Raw genomic sequence first — 16,744 nt, 5'->3', positions numbered from 1 at the left:
GGTGAGCTATCTTTCTGTATTATTATATTTTTTCGTTAACGATTGTAAAATGAAAAATATGCCGATGCAAGCTGTAAACGATGCCCAATTTCCTATCGGTGTAGCGTATTTAAAAACGCCAATACCTACAAGCAATAGGAAAATAATCACCTGATATATAAGCTTCCACTTTTGCATATGTTCCCTCCTTTACTTCGTTCCCTTCTTTTTCTTCTTCCATGCATTTAAACTATCAAAGAAGAAGTTAATAAATAACGTGCCTAAACCCGCTAATAAAAACGTCATTAAAAATAGAACCCATATACTTTTCTCTTTTAAGAAATAATATCCTACAAGGAGCACAACCGCGATCCATACATATTCAAGAATTCTTTTTAGCTTTTTCTCTTCCAAATTATTCGCTCCTTCATTCTATGCTACTTTTAGTATAACAAAAAAGAAGCCTATCATGATAAGCTTCTTTCTCTTCTCTCTTATTTGTTTATGCTTTTTTCAACGAGTGAAATCGCATATTCCATCGTACGATTCATCGTTTCTACTTGTGTATCTTTTACTTTCGCATCTTTTAATACAGCTTCTGCCACTGTAATTTTTTGACTCAATGATTTCACTGAACCGTCCGTTACATTTGCAGCTTGCGCTTTTTTCACTACTGCTTTTGCAGATTCAATATTGATTTGTAATTTTTCTTTCAGTGTTTTCGGTTTTTCTTCTGCTACTTTAGATTGTACAAATGTTACATTAGCTGTTTTTAATTCGTTATACGCTTGAACGATCTGCTCTCCAGTACTTCCTACATTTTCAAATGCTTGCTTTGCAGTGTTATAGCTTTTCTCTAGTGCTTGAAATGCTTCCTTTGAATATTGACCTGGTTTGTCACCAAACTCATACGTACCAGCTAACACTTCTTTCACTTTCCCAAGCTCTTCATATAACGCGTTTACTTGCTCTAATTTTGTACGATTAGAAAACTCATTATACGCTGCTAATACTTCTGAAGAACTTAATGCTTTACTATATAATTTTGCAAGCGCAATTTGTCCATTTAGCGGGATACCACCATTCCCATTACTATCAGGGTCTGCCCCAAGCGCAAATGGTACGTTCGGGTGATATACTTTCCCTGTAGCTGGTTGGCTATTTACTTTTTTACCATCTACGTAAATTGCTACTTCACTTCCGTTATACGTTCCTGTTAAATGATACGTTTTATTTGCCTCTAATTGAACGCCAACACGTTTATAACTTCCACCAATATGAGCCCATAATTCTACATAACCACTTCCTGTAGATTCAAAACCAATTCCGCCGCTCTCTGTATTTTGTAAAATACCTTGTCCGCGAATTTCATTCATTGAAAACACAGTTTCTAATGTAAATGTATTTGCTACTTTCTCTTTTTGTGCTGCTGAAAACGGAAGGTATCCAAATGTATTTGCTTTTCCGTTTAGCTTCATAACATTCTTTTTCAACACTTTATCATATTCAATAGTCACATTACCCTTAACATCACCTTTTGTACCAAATGATGAATTGTCTTTAAATGTACCATCTGCAAAGTTTACATCAAAAACATCCGCCTTTGGTACTTTCACATTCGGGTCAATATTATCTTTTTTCGTAGTAATCTCTGCCGTTAATGGTTGTACACTTTCGTTGCCGAATGAATCAATCGCAACGACTTCCAGTGTATATGTTTTCCCGCCATCTAGTCCTGCAAGCGTAAATGTCAGTTCTTTCGGCACTGGATCACGATAAAACTCTGAGAATGCTAACAATTTATTCTTTATTTCTCCCGTTTGCTTATCTCTCGCTTGTACACGGTAAGAATGAACAAGAAGGTTGTCCAACGCTTGCTGGAATGTTACTGTTGCTGCATTTTCTGTTACATTTGATGCCGACAACTTCACATCTTTTGCAAAGTATGGCCTTTCTTTATCACGATCTTCTACATGTGTAAATGTGTCTTTCTTTGATGGTAATTTAATTTTCCAAGGCTCACCTGTCCAAGAATTTGTATGGAAATCACGGCGATTAATCGTTACTTCTTTATCATCTACTTCTACTAATAAACCTTGGCTTAATGTACTAGCTCCTGACGGGATATTTCCTTGTACTTTACCACCTTCAACCTCCATATAACTTACTGAAGATGTGCCAACTGATGTAAAGTCTTTTTGATGAATCGATCTTGGATCATCTAACGGATAATGTGAATGACCTGAAAACGTAATAACTTGTGGGTATTGTTTTAATACCTCATTAATTTTCGCACTATCTTTTGTTCCCCATTCTTGGCTACCGTATACTGTATCTTTAATATGTTGGTGTAAAAATACGAAAATTGGTTTTTCTGGATCATCTTTTTGAGCTTTTGCCATCTCTTCTTTTAACCAATTAATTTGCTTGTCTGAATAATATCCGTGAGTTGTCCCATCCTCTGGAGACATTACAAGGAAGTGATACCCTTTCACCACTTTATGATAGTAAATCGATTCCATACCTGTTTTTTCTAAGAAACGTTTCTGCGCTCCCTCTACAGTTAAACCGTTCCAATAATCATGATTGCCTAGAGAATTCATTCGTACCGCATCTTTATTTGCATTTTCATTATATACTTGCATGAAACGATCATATTGTTGTACCGATCCTGAATCAGTAAAGTCTCCCACAATTACGAACGCATCTTGTTTAGGTGCAAGTGTATTAAGTTGCTCGATTGCTCGTTTCCAGCGAAACGTATCATCCGTTCCACTATTTTTAATATGTACATCACTTACGACTGGAAAAACGATCTTCTTCTCACTTGGTGCCTTTTCTTGCTTCTTCTCTTCCGCTTTGACTGATGTACTCCACGGAAATGATACAAACGCTAATACAAAAACCATTAATAATCCAATAAGGCCTTTTACTTTTCGTAAAATAGTTCTTTCCACGTGAATCCTCCTCATAATAATTGATTCATTACAAGGGCTATTTTATCTAAAACATATTAATGCCGTTTAAATAACAAATTAATTTTATTAGATTTTTGTAAATATACAGTTAATTATAAGTTAAGTCCAACATTCCTCGTACTATTGTATACAACCACCTTTTGTCTAAAAGAGTCTGGTCATTCTTTTCCTATGATGATTCACATATAATCTTTTCTATAACACTAATGATAAGTTAAGGTTTAAGCCTATTAGACAATCTTAATTTTTAACATTTCCTTCTTTTTTAACACATCGGCCATGCTTCTACATTTAATAATAGTAAAAGACAACTTAAAAGGAGGGGTTGTATTGAAGAAACAAAAAAATATTGGCTGTTTCGCTCCTTTATCTATCATTTGTCCAGAACCTTGTCCACCGCCCCCTCCTCCAAATCCAAGTTGCGAGCGAGTAACTAATGAATTTGCAGGGAATTTCCTCATAACGAATAACACCATCTCCTCTGTCAAAGATGCATCACAATCAATGATACTGTGGCAAAGTGATGGAATACTACTTATATCAGGTAATGTCTCGGTTTACAATAGTACTAGCAGCACAGAAGCAATTACAATTCAAATCGTTGGAGCAGCAACTAATGTTTTCACTGTGTTTCCTGGTAATACAATATCATACACAGGAAAAGACTTACAATCAGTCAGGATTATCAATATACAAAGTAATCCTTCACTATATTTAGAAGGTAAGTACTGTTGTCAATTTACATGTTGCTTATAAAATACTAATTTCATTACTTCCTCAATAAAAAAAGCATACCATTTACGGTATGCTTTTTTATGAAATCGGATAACGTACAGTAATACAAAACTCTCCTTGATTAACAGTTGTGCCTGTCGTAGTAATTCGAACAGTTGTAAAATATCGTACAGTGAAAGTACCACTACTTTGCGGTTGAACAGTAACAGTATCAACTACCGTAGCGCCTACTAAAAAATCAACTGTAATCGGAGCCGCCCCTACATCATATTTCACGTAACCTGAACCATATACTTCTTGTGTAATATTATTCGTATATACAATTTGAGTACCAGCACCTGTAATAGACCAGTCTGTACATACTTGATCTTGCACAAGTGTTTTATTAGAACAACAAGACAAACTGGAACTTCTCATTCCCATTTTGATCCTCTCCTATTCTGCTATGAAAGTGGATAACGTGTTGTAATACAAAATTCTCCCTGATACGTTCCAGCAGGTGTTGCAGGTAACACGACTTGTATAATATCAAAGCGACGATACGTAAATCCGATACTCGTTCCTGGATTTAATGTTTGTGTATCTAGTACAGTACCAGCAGAATCAAGCACCTCTACAGTAATTGGGCCTGGTCCAACATCATATTTAACAAAACCAGTACCAACTACGTTTTGGTTAATATTATTTGTATAAAGAACATTATCAATTGCTGTTGCAACTACAGTAGCAGACCACGGACTACACACTTTATCTTGTACATAATTTTTATCTGGACAACAAGTTAATGCAGCCCCTGAGCACTCACAAGACATAGTTGTTTCCCCTCTCTCTTTTTTTATTCCCTATATGTGTATGTCCTTTAGAGTCTTTTGCCTGTACTATTCATCTATTTTCAAAAAATAAGACAACTTCTGTACTAATGACTAGATAGATTCCGTTCTGTTTCTTTTTTTCATAAATTTATAGATTAAAATACCACCTACAACAATAACTACGACTAGTAATATCGGTAGCATATATTGTCCAACAACATCCGCCGCTTTTGCCCAATGCGGACCTAATTTCATCCCAAAATAAATATACAAAGTCGTTAACGGGAACATTGCTACAAATGTATATATACTAAATTTCCATATGTTCATTTTTGCCATACCACATGGAACAGAAATAAGCGTTCGAACTCCCGGTACAAAGCGTCCAACAAATGCTACAACTGGTCCATATTTCTCAAAGAAATCATCTGCTTTTTGAATTTGTTCTTCTTTAATAAAGAAGTATTTCCCGTACTTTATTAATAGAGGACGACCACCGTAATAACCGAGTGCATATAACGTTAATGGTCCTGTCGTTCCGCCAAGTGTTCCAGCTAATACAGCTAGCCAAAAATTCATATCCCCCTCGTACACCCAATATCCAACCATGGGCAACACTACTTCTGCTGGAATAAATTCAAACGTTAATGCTAACACAACTCCAAAATAAGAAAACTGCTTTAAAAACTCAATTATATCTAAAATAATTTGCTCCATATTTTTAACTCCTATCCTACGTTTACGTTATGCTTTTCTTGTAATTGAACTGGCGCCATTTTTACAATTCTGTTCAAAATGAATAACACAATTCCAATATCATCTAAAATACCGATAAACGGCAGGAAGTCTGGAATTAAATCGAGCGGCATCGCAACATACCCAACTAAAAAAGCAACAGATAAAATTTTCTTCTTTATTGAAACCTCTTTTGAAGTAAAAAAGTCAAATAGAAATGGAACGAAACGACGGACATGAAATACAACTCTTAATCTACTAATAAGTTTTTTCATTTTTATTTCTCCTCTCTTTGTATACAAAAAGGACCCTACCAACTATGGTAAGGGTCCTAAAAAAGACAATAAGGGGCCTTTACCATTGCTGGTAAAGGTCTCACTAACAACGAAACGTTGCCAATAAAGCCGAGGGTTTCTCCCTGTAATGACGACTTTACTGTAATAAGTTACTCCCCTTTATACACAATTTTATACACTCACATTAAAATATTTCAGAGGGCTTGTCAATATATTTTATATCCAATCCCTCCTGCTTACCCTTCCGTAAAAAACAAAAAACGTATAGGAAATTTCTTACTATCTCATAATATACATAATCATTTTTGAATGAAAGGAGAGGTTTCATTTGCATACCGTATGGAAAGGTGCACTTTCACTTGGACTATTAAATATAGGAATTAAACTATATAGCGCCGTAGAAGAAACCGATATAAAATTTTTAAGTCTCCATAAAGAATGCTTAACACCTATTAAATATAAAAAATTTGCTCCTGATTGTACGGATGAAGAAATTGATGATAAAGATATTGTAAAAGCCTATGAATATGCACCTCATAAATACATCATTATTGATGAAAAAGAATTAGCTGCGTTGCAAAAAGCTCACGAACCACGATCCATTCGTATTATATCTTTTATCCAAAATAACGAAATCGATTCTGTTCTTTATGACCGTTCTTATTTTATAGGCCCTACCCCAGGATATGAAAAATCATATTTATTATTAAAAGAAGCTCTTGAACGTACAAATAAACTTGGGCTTATTCATATTTCTATTAGAAAAAAACAACATTTAGCTATTATCCGTAACTTTGAAGATGGACTTATGTTACAAACCATCCACTACCCTAATGAAATTCGCGATATAACAAATACACCTAACTTACCAAGTAATGAAAATTACCCTATCCAAAAACAAGAACTCACCGCAGCAATTAATTTAATCCACCACCTTACAAATCCTTTTGAACAAGAAATGTATATAGATGAATATGCAGAAGCCCTTACCGAATTAATCGAGAATAAAATTGAACAACAGGAAAAAACTGAAACAATCTCTCCAGCTCCGAACATCATTAATATTATGGAGACATTACAGGCAAGCATTGAACAAGCAAAAATAAAAAGAGAAAACAAAAAAGAACAAGAGGCCAAATGAAATTGACCTCTTGTTCTTTAAAGCGGATTACATTTCGGCATTTCGAGTCCAGATGATTGAGCTAATTTTAATAAATAATAACATTCCTCTCTTGCCATATGATCTGCCATTCTAGCTGATAGTGCACTTAATACTTCATGCAATAACTCGAGCTCTTCCACTTCATGTAAAAAATGCGAAAATAATTTCAATTCAAGTGAAACATCTTTTGTAAACTTCTTTAATGCTGGAAAATGATGAAGCTCCGTTCGTAAATACCCAGTCATCTCAACTGCCTTTAAGTAAAATTGTTCAAAATGCTTCGTAAATTCTTCGCTTTTCTCTTTTAATCTTTTTTCAACAAGATCTAGCCCACCAGAAATAGAGCCCGCATGACCAGCCGCATCCGTTAACCAAACGAGATGATAATGCAATTCATGAAAAACAGGCGGAACTTCCCCTTTCTTCAAAAACTCTAAAACCGTTATATACTCTTCCACTTCGTTTACCATATGATTAATAAAGGTTGGTGTAAAATGAATAGTAATTTTCCCTTCCAACTGCTTCTGTATAATACTTAATTTAAACGTCCGAATTTCCTTAGCAGCTTGTTCTGCCTCTTTTGAGAATGCCATCAGATTCACATTCCGAACTTTATTTAACAAATTCGTAAATGTTTCAACAAAGTAAGTAGCTTTTTTTATATCCTCTTTTTCCTTCGGAGCTAATGCATCAAGTAAAAATTGCGCATGATCAGTAAGTACCTTTAGCCAAAATTGATGCTCAAACAACGCACTTTCTTCATAATTTCTCTCCACTAAATCCCCTCCGTTTATTCATCCTTCTCTACCACTTGAAGTTTATATCCATCTGGGTCTTGTACTACAATACTTTTCTCACTTTTATTTTCTGTATATGCAATTTTATAAAATACTAACCTCTTCTTTACATTCTCTATGTTAGAAATTGAAAACGTTAGAACATCAACTGAGTCCGTAACACTCTTCTCACGCCCTCCCAAACTGCGATTCATAACAAAACTAATTCTCGTTGAATCAGTATCATACCAAACCCCTGTAATATCTAATTGCGGCCTCTCTGAACTAGGTGTTATTCCTAAAATCCCTTCGTAAAAATACAGAGTTTCCTTTAAGTTCTTTACTTCTAACACAATTAAATTCTTTACATTCTCCACATTCATTCCCCCTGTACTTATTACTTTTTTATATGTGTCATAAATGCTCATTATGTCTGAATACAATACGTAGTAATGAACATTTAAGGAGGTTTATTCGTGAATAAATATATGAGATCATTCGTGCCCTATCATAGTCCTCTCGACCCTTGTCCTCCTATCGGAAAAAAATATTATTCTACTCCTCCTAATTTATTTTTAGGCTTTCAACCGCCAAACTTACCACAATTCACGCCAAAAGAAGCTCTACAAAAAGGGACTTTATGGCCTGTTTTTTATGACTATTATGAAAATCCTTATAAAAAAGGGCGGTGACTACTGACGTGACTCAATCGCTACCAGAAGAATACTATCAGCTTTTACTGGAGCTTCAAGAACTGGACTTTGTACTAGTTGAACTCACTCTTTATTTAGATACACATCCAGATGACACCGCTGCGATTAATCAATTTAATGATTTTTCCTATAAACGGCGAGTATTAAAACAAAAGATGGAAGAAAAATACGGGCCACTCCAACAGTTTGGAAACAGCTATTCCAATGCTCCTTGGGAATGGAGCAAAGGTCCTTGGCCATGGCAAATATAAAGGAGAGAAACTATGTGGATTTATGAAAAGAAATTACAATACCCAGTTAAAGTGGGAACTTGCAATCCAGCACTTGCAAAATTATTAATTGAGCAATATGGCGGTGCAGATGGCGAGCTAGCTGCTGCACTACGCTACTTAAATCAACGTTATACAATTCCTGATAAAGTCATTGGCCTACTTACTGATATTGGTACAGAAGAATTTGCTCACCTTGAAATGATTGCTACGATGGTTTATAAACTAACGAAAGATGCAACTCCTGAACAAATGAAAGCCGCTGGACTTGATCCTCATTATGTTGATCATGATAGTGCACTTCATTACCATAATGCTGCTGGTGTTCCATTTACTGCAACCTATATACAGGCTAAAGGTGATCCAATTGCCGATCTATACGAGGATATCGCAGCTGAAGAAAAAGCACGCGCAACATATCAATGGCTCATTAACTTATCAGATGATCCAGATATAAATGACAGCCTACGCTTCTTACGTGAACGAGAAATTGTTCATTCACAACGTTTCCGAGAAGCAGTTGAAATTTTAAAAGAAGAACGTGATAAAAAAATATTTTTTTAAAACACGTATCCTAGTGATATGTGTTTTTTTACGTTAAAAGTTAAATCCTTCCTATTAAAGATATAAATAGTATATTTATTCGATTTAATGTATTATTTTTTAATATTTTCAAAATTCCCTATTGCTTTCTAGTCATCAGACCTTTAAAATAGTAACAGTTACTCGACAAATTATTTGAATTTTCGACAAAAACACTCATTAGGAGGATTTTCTTTATATGCGTACAACTTTAAAACCAGCGCAAATACTTTCGATTAGTTTATTACTATTCGCAGTTTTCTTCGGTGCTGGTAATATGATTTTCCCGCCCCTTCTCGGTCTTTCATCCGGAGAAAACATGTGGATTTCCATTACAGGATTTATTATTACAGACGTCGGTTTATCTTTACTAGCTATCGTCGCTGTTGCCCTTGCCGGTGGTAGTTTTAACACTTTAGCAAGCCGCGTTCATCCAAAATTCGCAGCAATATTCGCTATCATTATTTATCTTTCAATCGGCCCACTATTTGTTATTCCACGAACTGGATCTGTATCTTACGAAATTGGGATTGCACCACTTTTCCCGGACCAATGGTACTCTATGTTAATCTTTAGTGCGATTTTCTTTACAGTCGTCTACTTCTTATCATTAAATCCATCAAAATTAGTAGATCATATCGGAAAAATATTAACACCCATTTTACTTGGAATTATTGCAATTATGGCAACAAAAGCGATTCTTTCACCAGGAACGTTTGCAGAACCTGTTGGTGACTATAAAGAAATTCCATTTTTCAAAGGATTTCTTGAAGGATTTTTAACGTTAGATGCAATTGGTGCTCTCGTATTATCAACAATTGTTGTAAATGCAATTCGCCAAAACGGTATACAAGAGAAAAAATCGATTGCGAAATATACAATTATTTGTGGAAGCATTGCAGCCCTATTCTTAACAATTGTTTATTTCTTACTCGGTTATATCGGCGCTTCAAACGGAAACTTGGGACAATTCGAGAACGGTGGTCAACTATTAGCTACTGTTATGTACCAATTCTTTGGGACAAGCGGTAATGTTTTATTAAGTATTGCCATTATCTCCGCTTGTTTAACGACAGCAATTGGCGTTGTAAGTGCATTCGCCAACTATTTCGCAACAGTATTAACAAATGTTTCATATAAGAAACTCGTACTATACGTTTGTATCTTTAGCTTCGTTATTTCAAACTTAGGATTAAGCTTATTAATCAAAATTACATTACCTGTATTAATCATTTTGTATCCAATTACAATCATTTTAATTTTCGTATCATTTATTGATAAATATACGAAACGTAAACCTTCTGTCTACATCGGATCAATGCTCGCAGCATTCATTATTAGCTGTATTCATGCACTTGATAATGTGGAATTGATACCAAGTTTTATCGCTAATATCGTACACACCATTCCTTTTTATAACTTAGGAATCGGTTGGATTATTCCAGCAATCATTGGTGGTATAATCGGATACTATATTCCTCAAACAGAAGCTGAAGGTGAAGTTTCTACAAAATAAAGAAAAGAAGCAAGCATGAAATCCATGCTTGCTTCTTTTCACATCGTATGTTTAAAAGTAAATAACTCTTCTTTTGACTGCACAGCAGATTGTTCCTCTTCTATAGCGTCCTTCTTTATCTCTCCCCCTAATCTTACTTTCATCATCGCCTCTTCTATACTTTTTACAATCATATTTCCTGAAAAAATAGTAAGTCCAAAAAATGTAATGGGAACGAGAGGAATCCATGGATTCACTGTTAATGATCTAAAATAGACTCCAATTAAACCTGACCATTCATGTGTATAAGATTCCACCTCTTTTATATGTCCACCAAACGTAACTGTTCCACCAAAGAACACTTCAAGTAATCCTAAGTGGAGTAAAATAGTAAGAGTTTGCGTAAACTGCTGAAAAAATACAAGTATAAACGTCATATAGAGATGCGGGAAAATATGCTTTATAACAATGTGCCTTCTCGATCCACCCAATATGTACGCAGCTTCAATAAATTCTTCGGTTCTCAACTTACGGACTTCCTTCGCAACATACAGTGCAATAACTGGCATCACAAGCATTACAAGTAATAAAACTTGAAACGAAGCCCTTTCAAAAAAGGTTGTTGTTTCCTCTCCACTCCCAAATGCATTTGCAGATTGAAGAAAAAAATATGCAATCATAACTGTTGGAATAACTGTAAAACTATCAAAAAATGCCTCAATTTTTGAAAAACCTCTTTTTACATATGTTCCGAGTACGACACCGAAAAACACACCTATCACCATTCTAAGTGCCGCAATTAAAATAGATATACCAATTGTCCACTTCGCACCTTCAATGACTAAATGTAACAAGTCGTATCCTTTCCGGTCTGTCCCAAGTAAAAATTGGAATGAAGGTGAAAACGGTGGTACTTGTGGATTTTCATCCGCATCATATTGCAATGTAACTTGTCTAATATGTCCATCATTCCATATCGTATTTCCGATGCTCAAAAGAACTAATATGAGAAGAAACCCAATGCTTATCCAAAATCTTTTATCGCGTTTTATATACGTCCACATATTATAATCTCTCCTTCATCGCAGCCGGAATGAGATAATGAAACAATTTAAACAAAATAAAAATTGGAATATATATAAGCAGCACACTAACGATGAAAACCTCAACTCTAATACCGAAATACGATTTCAAAAACATAAAAATACCACCCGTATTAAAAATCCATTCTATAATATATAAATTAGATAACATAAAAAAGATATTCGTTTTCGCAAAGAATAATGTACTAAGCAACACATTTCGTAAAATATGACGATTTAAAATATGAAAGCGCCCCAGCCCTTTCGCCTTAGCAAATAGTACATAATCTTTTTCTAGTTCATTTTCAAAACGAAGCACGACCATTTTTACAAACATAATCGTAGTCGGGATGCTCAAACACAATATTGGCAACCCCCTAATCGACTCGCCTCCAATTGAAGCAATTTGAAAAGGTAAAAAGCCTGTTTGTTTAAAAACCCATACAACTAAAATTTGCGATACTAAAATAAGTAAAATGTCTGGAATAGATTCTAGGAAGATAAGAAATGATTTAATTCGATGTTGTATACGCGGTGAACTACTCATAATGACATAAACAATACAAAATGCTACAAATAATGAAATGAAAAAAGCAGCTAAAAATATAACAATTGTTTCTTTATAGTGGACAAACAACTGCGGAAATAAAAATTTATCTCCCACATATTTAAATTTGGAGATATCCATTAAATTCACAAACACTTCTTGTAAACTCTTTATGTACTGTGATGCATGCAGCTCAAATCCGTAAAATAACTTTGGCAGTGCCCCTAAACAAATAATACCCAAAATTGAAATAATAAATTGAACCGTCACTTCCATCCCATTCAGAAAAACTTTTTTGACCACGTTTTCCCTTCTCTCTTTATATAATTTACCTCTTAATTTTATTCTCAATTTTCTGAATTGTAAATATTTATATAGAAAAATCACTAGGTTATGATCCTAGTGATTCTTTATGCGCATGCCCTTCTCTTTTCGCAAACGGCATATACAAAATAAAACATCCAATAAGCGCAGCTATTTCTAATGAAATAATATAGTAAGGGTGTGGCCCTAACATATCGAGTAATGAAGCAGTTTCTGGCTTACGAGCTAAAAACATATAATTGCCACCTGTTTTGTAGTTCACAAAAGAAACGATTGGAATTATTATGTTTAAAAATATCATCGTACGCTTAATTGATTGCAAGGTCGGTCTATATCCTTCTACCCACGTCATAAAGAGTGGTGCCCAAATGAGTAATACATGTGCAACGAAGAATTCTATAAAGCGAAAATGCGGAAAAGCATATTGCACGTTCGGCGTTAAAATAGCTTGTGATGCACCGATAATCCCTGTAAAAAATACAATCTCATATATGCGGTAACTTTTCGTTACAATCATAATCGATGCTAACAATAAACTAATCGTACATAGCTCAAATGGTAATGAAGTGCCAAGTTCAAAAATCCCCGCTTTCCATTCCCACATATGGAGCCCAATTTCACTCCCAACAAATAAAAATGCAATCGCATATCGAACCGTTATATTCCACTCACTTTGCCGTAATATACCTTGGTATTGATACAGAAAAAATATCCCCACCAACATAATAAATAATATAAGGACGTGTTGCCTTGAGTATGGAATAAATGGTTTTAATGGATGCGCACTAAAATAAGCTTCCATCTTACCTCCTCCTCTCTTTCATACAATATTATTGTAAGAAAGAAACGACGAGTCAATTCATTTGCTTACACTAGGACAAGCTCTACCTTACATTTACATATTCATACCTTACAAAACTGTAAGGTTATTGTAAGCTAAAACGATTTGTCAGATTCTTCACCTCTTCTATACTGAATGTAGATACTAAAACGAACGAAAAGGTGATAAATAGATGAAGAAGAAAAATAAAGTGTTAATTACTAGTGTAGTAGCAATCGGTATTGCAGCTGGATCATATTTTGCATTTGCTGGCGGTAGTTCAGAAGTAGCAATGGCATATAGCGGATATAAAGTAACAGAAAAACAAATTGAAAACGCGCAAAAATTTGGCGGTGAAGTCATTCCAAACGGCATCGAAACAATTTCATTTGATCCAACAAAAGGTACGTATGAATTAGCTGTAAAAAAAGGGGATGAAGTAAAAAAAGGCCAGCTCCTTTTTAAATATAATGACCCTACTGCGAAACAAGGCATAACAGAAGCAGAAATGCAAAAGAAAATCGCACAAAAAGAAGTAACATTGTTCCAAAAACAAATTGATGCGGCGAAACAAAAATTACAAAAAGATAAAAATTCAGGTCTTCCTGCTGAAGCATTAAAAGCATCAGAAGTTGAAGTTGGGCAATTAGAATCACAAATTGAAATGAAAAAGTTTGAAGTTGAAAAAGCTGATGAAATGATTAAAGCAGCAAAAGAGAAAGTAAACACACTTTCTGTAACAAGTCCTGCTGATGGCGTAATTGATGATATCGTGAAAACTGCTGACGAAAAAACAGGTATGAGCGGAATTACTCTTCGTCACGCTGGTCAATTTAAGGTAAAAGGTCAACTTTCTGAATATGAGCTTGCTAGTATGAAAGTTGGGCAAGAAGTAACTGTTTCATCAAAAACTGTCGCTGGTAAGACTTGGACAGGAAAAGTAACAGAAATCGGTTCTACACCATTAAAGAGCATGGATGAAAATAAAACTGTTTCTAACTATCAATTCACTGTCACTTTAGATAATAGTGACGAACTACAAAACGGCTTCCACGTTTACGTAACAAGTAAATCTGGCGAAGCAACTGGTACAATTGTTCCGAAAAGCAGTATCGTGAAAAAAGGTGACAAAAATGTTGTCTTCGTTGTAAAAGACGGTAAAGCGAAAGAACAAGCAGTTACTGTTGAATTCGAGACTGATAGCGAAGCAAAAGTTTCTGGAGTGAAAAAAGGAGAGGAAATTATCTCTAAACCTGAAAAAGACTTAAAAGATGGTATGGAGGTTGTCGCCCAGTGATTAACTTAAAAGGCATCACGAAATCCTTCCAAAATGGTGCAGAATCCGTTCAAATATTACACGGAATTGACGTAACACTGAACCAAGGAGAATTCACTTCTATTATGGGACCTTCTGGTTCTGGTAAATCAACATTAATGAACATTATCGGTTGCTTAGATAAACCGACGACAGGTACGTACGAACTAGCTGGACAAAACATTTCAAACATGTCTGAAACAGAACTTGCACATGTTCGTAATAAAGAAATCGGATTCGTATTCCAAAACTTCATGTTATTACCGAGACTTACAGCACTTCAAAATGTAGAGCTACCTCTTATTTACGCTGGAGTCGATAAAAAGGAAAGACGTGAGCGCTCATTAGCTGCTTTAACAAAAGTCGGTTTAGCTGATCGCGCTACTCACTTACCGAATGAATTATCAGGTGGACAAAAGCAGCGTGTCGCTGTTGCACGTGCAATCGTAAATAACCCAAAATTCATTTTAGCCGATGAACCGACGGGAGCACTTGATACGAAAACAAGTACACAAATTATGGATCTCTTTTACGAATTAAATAAACAAGGCTCAACAATCATTATGATTACCCATGACCGTGAAATCGGAGAAGCTGCAGCACGTCAAATTGTAATTCGTGACGGAAATATCGTCCAAGATTGGAGAGGTTGATTTTGAATACGAGTGAAAATATACGCATGGCCCTTTCCTCTATCTTTGCTCATAAAATGCGTTCCATCTTAACGATGTTAGGTATTATTATCGGTATTAGTGCCATTATTACTATCATTTCAATGGGTGATGGTACAAACGCAAAGTTTAAAAAAGAATTAGGCCAAGGAAAAGATAACGAAGTAACGATTTACTACAACAATCCTGATTACGGAACAGATAGTGCCAAAATCACACCTGATATGCTAAAACGTCTGCAAACTATACCAGGCGTAAAAGATGTGTATCCAGACGTAAGTATGAAAGTAAAAGCATCTGCTGGTTCAAAAGATGTAAATCTTGATTTAAAAGGTGGAACAGGCGCCTTTATGACAGATTCGAAAATAAAATTAGTTCACGGTCGTGAATTAAATGACAGTGAACTAAACCAAGCAATCCCTGCTGTTATATTAAATGAAGAAGCTTTCAACAAATTATTTAGTAGTGGTTGGGAATCAAATCAATACACAGATATAAAAGGAAAGCCGTATAAAATAGTCGGTGTATACGAAACGAAAAACGACTTTGGAATGCCTATGCCTGAAGGTTATACATCACTTGAAAACGCGCCTGTCATTTCAGGAGTAAATGAGTATGACTCTGTAAGATTAACAATGACCTCTCCGACTGAACGTAAGAGTGTAGAAAAACAAGCTGTTTCTGTTTTAAACGAAATGAAAGCTCCTAAATTTGAGCACAAATTCGAAGCACAAGACTTAGGTGAATTTACGAAACAACTAGACGAATCAATCGGTATGATGAAAATGGTATTCGGTGGTATTGCTGCTATCTCCTTACTTGTTGGTGGTATCGGTGTAATGAACATCATGCTCGTATCTGTAACAGAACGTACACGAGAGATTGGTATTCGTAAAGCTCTTGGTGCAACACGTGGTAAAGTATTAACACAATTCTTAATCGAATCTTGTATTTTAACAGGACTTGGTGGTTTCATCGGATTCATGCTCGGTATTTTCTTCGCTTGGATCGTCTCAATCTTTGCTGGGTGGCCACTCGTTGTCTCAAAAGAACTTGGACTTCTTGCAGTAGGTATTTCAATGTTAATCGGTATTATATTCGGTTTACTTCCAGCTAACAAAGCTGCAAAACTGGATCCAATTGAATGTTTACGATATGAATAAACAAAAACGTAGGAGTTTACACTCCTGCGTTTTTTATTTACCTATTAAATCGTGTTTCTTCTATTATATATGTTTCACGTTACAACTATCATTCTAATGCGCTTCATTATTTATAGGTACTAAGGCTATTATCAAATTCTATTATTGCAAAAATACCATGTAACAGATGAAAATCAAGGCGTAATTTTTTCCATACTTCGACTGATTTTGTAACAATTATATCGATATTTTATTAAATTTCACCTCATTTATATCTTTTTACGTCTAAAAAGATTATTATTTCATAACTA

The 16,744-nt window shown here is 35.0% G+C and carries 21 protein-coding genes; 9 read left to right on the top strand and 12 right to left on the bottom strand.

The genetic code is table 11. The annotated features are described in order from the left end of the window. Positions 1-6: 6 nt before the first annotated feature. The 3 genes from AC1Q8N_RS13540 to AC1Q8N_RS13530 form a co-directional block, all read right to left on the bottom strand. Entirely contained in the window at positions 7-177 is a 171-nt protein-coding gene (locus AC1Q8N_RS13540) for a hypothetical protein (RefSeq protein ID WP_001174844.1), read from the bottom strand. Between the two features lie 12 nt (positions 178-189). Next, complete coding sequence (locus AC1Q8N_RS13535) at positions 190-393, bottom strand: hypothetical protein (RefSeq protein ID WP_000391504.1); 204 nt, start codon at positions 391-393, stop codon at positions 190-192. Positions 394-473: 80 nt separating this feature from the next. Beyond that, positions 474-2,936 carry a LamG-like jellyroll fold domain-containing protein gene (locus AC1Q8N_RS13530; RefSeq protein WP_493521209.1) on the bottom strand — a complete coding sequence of 821 codons (2,463 nt, stop codon included), beginning with the start codon at positions 2,934-2,936 and terminating at the stop codon, positions 474-476. Positions 2,937-3,287: 351 nt separating this feature from the next. Here AC1Q8N_RS13530 and AC1Q8N_RS13525 point away from each other — a divergent pair, with 351 nt between their 5' ends. Further along, on the top strand, positions 3,288-3,713 hold the full coding sequence (locus AC1Q8N_RS13525; RefSeq protein WP_098068530.1) for an S-Ena type endospore appendage: 426 nt from the start codon (positions 3,288-3,290) through the stop codon (positions 3,711-3,713). Between the two features lie 57 nt (positions 3,714-3,770). Here the strand turns inward: AC1Q8N_RS13525 and AC1Q8N_RS13520 are convergent, their stop codons facing one another. From AC1Q8N_RS13520 to AC1Q8N_RS13505, 4 genes are all read right to left on the bottom strand, one after another. Further along, the gene (locus AC1Q8N_RS13520) at positions 3,771-4,115 is read right to left on the bottom strand and encodes a DUF3992 domain-containing protein (protein WP_000525813.1); all 345 of its coding nucleotides are present in this window, start codon (positions 4,113-4,115) and stop codon (positions 3,771-3,773) included. Positions 4,116-4,135: 20 nt separating this feature from the next. After that, positions 4,136-4,504 carry a DUF3992 domain-containing protein gene (locus AC1Q8N_RS13515; protein ID WP_064470958.1) on the bottom strand — a complete coding sequence of 123 codons (369 nt, stop codon included), beginning with the start codon at positions 4,502-4,504 and terminating at the stop codon, positions 4,136-4,138. 111 nt (positions 4,505-4,615) lie between these two features. Beyond that, on the bottom strand, positions 4,616-5,221 hold the full coding sequence (locus tag AC1Q8N_RS13510; RefSeq protein ID WP_000435010.1) for a DedA family protein: 606 nt from the start codon (positions 5,219-5,221) through the stop codon (positions 4,616-4,618). Positions 5,222-5,232: 11 nt separating this feature from the next. Next, positions 5,233-5,514, bottom strand: coding sequence for a YkvA family protein (locus AC1Q8N_RS13505; protein WP_000733852.1), 282 nt, complete (start codon positions 5,512-5,514; stop codon positions 5,233-5,235). 349 nt (positions 5,515-5,863) lie between these two features. Between AC1Q8N_RS13505 and ku the strand changes: the two genes are divergently transcribed. After that, on the top strand, positions 5,864-6,676 hold the full coding sequence (gene ku / locus AC1Q8N_RS13500; protein WP_098079846.1) for a non-homologous end joining protein Ku: 813 nt from the start codon (positions 5,864-5,866) through the stop codon (positions 6,674-6,676). A gap of 17 nt (positions 6,677-6,693) precedes the next feature. Here the strand turns inward: ku and AC1Q8N_RS13495 are convergent, their stop codons facing one another. Together AC1Q8N_RS13495 and AC1Q8N_RS13490 are read right to left on the bottom strand one after the other, a co-directional pair. Then, a complete protein-coding gene (locus AC1Q8N_RS13495; RefSeq protein ID WP_493521208.1) occupies positions 6,694-7,473 on the bottom strand; it encodes a DUF2935 domain-containing protein in 780 nt (259 codons plus the stop codon). Between the two features lie 14 nt (positions 7,474-7,487). Then, the gene (locus AC1Q8N_RS13490) at positions 7,488-7,901 is read right to left on the bottom strand and encodes a VOC family protein (protein WP_097891327.1); all 414 of its coding nucleotides are present in this window, start codon (positions 7,899-7,901) and stop codon (positions 7,488-7,490) included. Positions 7,902-7,949: 48 nt separating this feature from the next. On the opposite strand from AC1Q8N_RS13490, the gene AC1Q8N_RS13485 reads away from it, so the two are divergent. From AC1Q8N_RS13485 to brnQ2, 4 genes are all read left to right on the top strand, one after another. After that, positions 7,950-8,165: a spore coat associated protein CotJA gene (locus tag AC1Q8N_RS13485; RefSeq protein ID WP_001046257.1), complete on the top strand. Its 216-nt coding sequence runs from the start codon at positions 7,950-7,952 to the stop codon at positions 8,163-8,165. Between the two features lie 8 nt (positions 8,166-8,173). Beyond that, positions 8,174-8,437 carry a spore coat protein CotJB gene (locus tag AC1Q8N_RS13480; protein ID WP_000194492.1) on the top strand — a complete coding sequence of 88 codons (264 nt, stop codon included), beginning with the start codon at positions 8,174-8,176 and terminating at the stop codon, positions 8,435-8,437. Between the two features lie 12 nt (positions 8,438-8,449). Then, positions 8,450-9,019 (top strand): spore coat protein CotJC, encoded by a 570-nt coding sequence (cotJC, locus tag AC1Q8N_RS13475; RefSeq protein ID WP_000265275.1) that lies wholly within the window; start codon positions 8,450-8,452, stop codon positions 9,017-9,019. Positions 9,020-9,236: 217 nt separating this feature from the next. Next, positions 9,237-10,553 carry a branched-chain amino acid transport system II carrier protein BrnQ2 gene (brnQ2, locus tag AC1Q8N_RS13470; RefSeq protein WP_098068529.1) on the top strand — a complete coding sequence of 439 codons (1,317 nt, stop codon included), beginning with the start codon at positions 9,237-9,239 and terminating at the stop codon, positions 10,551-10,553. Positions 10,554-10,591: 38 nt separating this feature from the next. Here brnQ2 and AC1Q8N_RS13465 read toward each other — a convergent pair whose 3' ends face one another. The 3 genes from AC1Q8N_RS13465 to AC1Q8N_RS13455 all read right to left on the bottom strand — a co-directional run bounded on the left by AC1Q8N_RS13465 (position 10,592) and on the right by AC1Q8N_RS13455 (position 13,287). Continuing rightward, positions 10,592-11,596 (bottom strand): ABC transporter permease, encoded by a 1,005-nt coding sequence (locus AC1Q8N_RS13465; protein ID WP_098079842.1) that lies wholly within the window; start codon positions 11,594-11,596, stop codon positions 10,592-10,594. Position 11,597: 1 nt separating this feature from the next. Then, positions 11,598-12,464 (bottom strand): ABC transporter permease subunit, encoded by an 867-nt coding sequence (locus AC1Q8N_RS13460; protein ID WP_141520054.1) that lies wholly within the window; start codon positions 12,462-12,464, stop codon positions 11,598-11,600. An 88-nt stretch (positions 12,465-12,552) separates the two neighbouring features. Continuing rightward, positions 12,553-13,287, bottom strand: a complete 735-nt coding sequence (locus AC1Q8N_RS13455; protein ID WP_048545708.1) for a YwaF family protein — start codon at positions 13,285-13,287, stop codon at positions 12,553-12,555. A gap of 211 nt (positions 13,288-13,498) precedes the next feature. Between AC1Q8N_RS13455 and AC1Q8N_RS13450 the strand changes: the two genes are divergently transcribed. From AC1Q8N_RS13450 to AC1Q8N_RS13440, 3 genes are read left to right on the top strand one after another with little or no spacing between them, the layout of a single operon-like run. Further along, positions 13,499-14,602 (top strand): efflux RND transporter periplasmic adaptor subunit, encoded by a 1,104-nt coding sequence (locus tag AC1Q8N_RS13450; RefSeq protein ID WP_048545709.1) that lies wholly within the window; start codon positions 13,499-13,501, stop codon positions 14,600-14,602. Beyond that, complete coding sequence (locus AC1Q8N_RS13445) at positions 14,599-15,273, top strand: ABC transporter ATP-binding protein (protein ID WP_000609100.1); 675 nt, start codon at positions 14,599-14,601, stop codon at positions 15,271-15,273. Before AC1Q8N_RS13450 ends, AC1Q8N_RS13445 begins: the two co-directional genes overlap by 4 nt. 2 nt (positions 15,274-15,275) lie before the next feature. Then, entirely contained in the window at positions 15,276-16,454 is a 1,179-nt protein-coding gene (locus AC1Q8N_RS13440; RefSeq protein WP_098079838.1) for an ABC transporter permease, read from the top strand. The last annotated feature ends 290 nt before the right edge of the window (positions 16,455-16,744 follow it).

It is taken from the genome of Bacillus sp. GW823-FHT06B01, assembly GCF_058952315.1.
The sequence above is the reverse complement of the archived record's forward strand: the minus strand, read 5'-3'. Positions and strand labels throughout refer to the sequence as shown.

Bases quoted from the DNA above. Each gene is read 5' to 3' on its own strand.
- AC1Q8N_RS13465 (WP_098079842.1), bottom strand. From the start codon at position 11,596: ATGTGGACGTATATAAAACGCGATAAAAGATTTTGGATAAGCATTGGG.
- cotJC (WP_000265275.1), top strand. From the start codon at position 8,450: ATGTGGATTTATGAAAAGAAATTACAATACCCAGTTAAAGTGGGAACT.
- AC1Q8N_RS13520 (WP_000525813.1), bottom strand. From the start codon at position 4,115: ATGGGAATGAGAAGTTCCAGTTTGTCTTGTTGTTCTAATAAAACACTT.
- AC1Q8N_RS13455 (WP_048545708.1), bottom strand. From the start codon at position 13,287: ATGGAAGCTTATTTTAGTGCGCATCCATTAAAACCATTTATTCCATAC.
- AC1Q8N_RS13510 (WP_000435010.1), bottom strand. From the start codon at position 5,221: ATGGAGCAAATTATTTTAGATATAATTGAGTTTTTAAAGCAGTTTTCT.
- AC1Q8N_RS13450 (WP_048545709.1), top strand. From the start codon at position 13,499: ATGAAGAAGAAAAATAAAGTGTTAATTACTAGTGTAGTAGCAATCGGT.
- AC1Q8N_RS13515 (WP_064470958.1), bottom strand. From the start codon at position 4,504: ATGTCTTGTGAGTGCTCAGGGGCTGCATTAACTTGTTGTCCAGATAAA.
- AC1Q8N_RS13505 (WP_000733852.1), bottom strand. From the start codon at position 5,514: ATGAAAAAACTTATTAGTAGATTAAGAGTTGTATTTCATGTCCGTCGT.
- brnQ2 (WP_098068529.1), top strand. From the start codon at position 9,237: ATGCGTACAACTTTAAAACCAGCGCAAATACTTTCGATTAGTTTATTA.
- AC1Q8N_RS13490 (WP_097891327.1), bottom strand. From the start codon at position 7,901: ATGAGCATTTATGACACATATAAAAAAGTAATAAGTACAGGGGGAATG.
- AC1Q8N_RS13540 (WP_001174844.1), bottom strand. From the start codon at position 177: ATGCAAAAGTGGAAGCTTATATATCAGGTGATTATTTTCCTATTGCTT.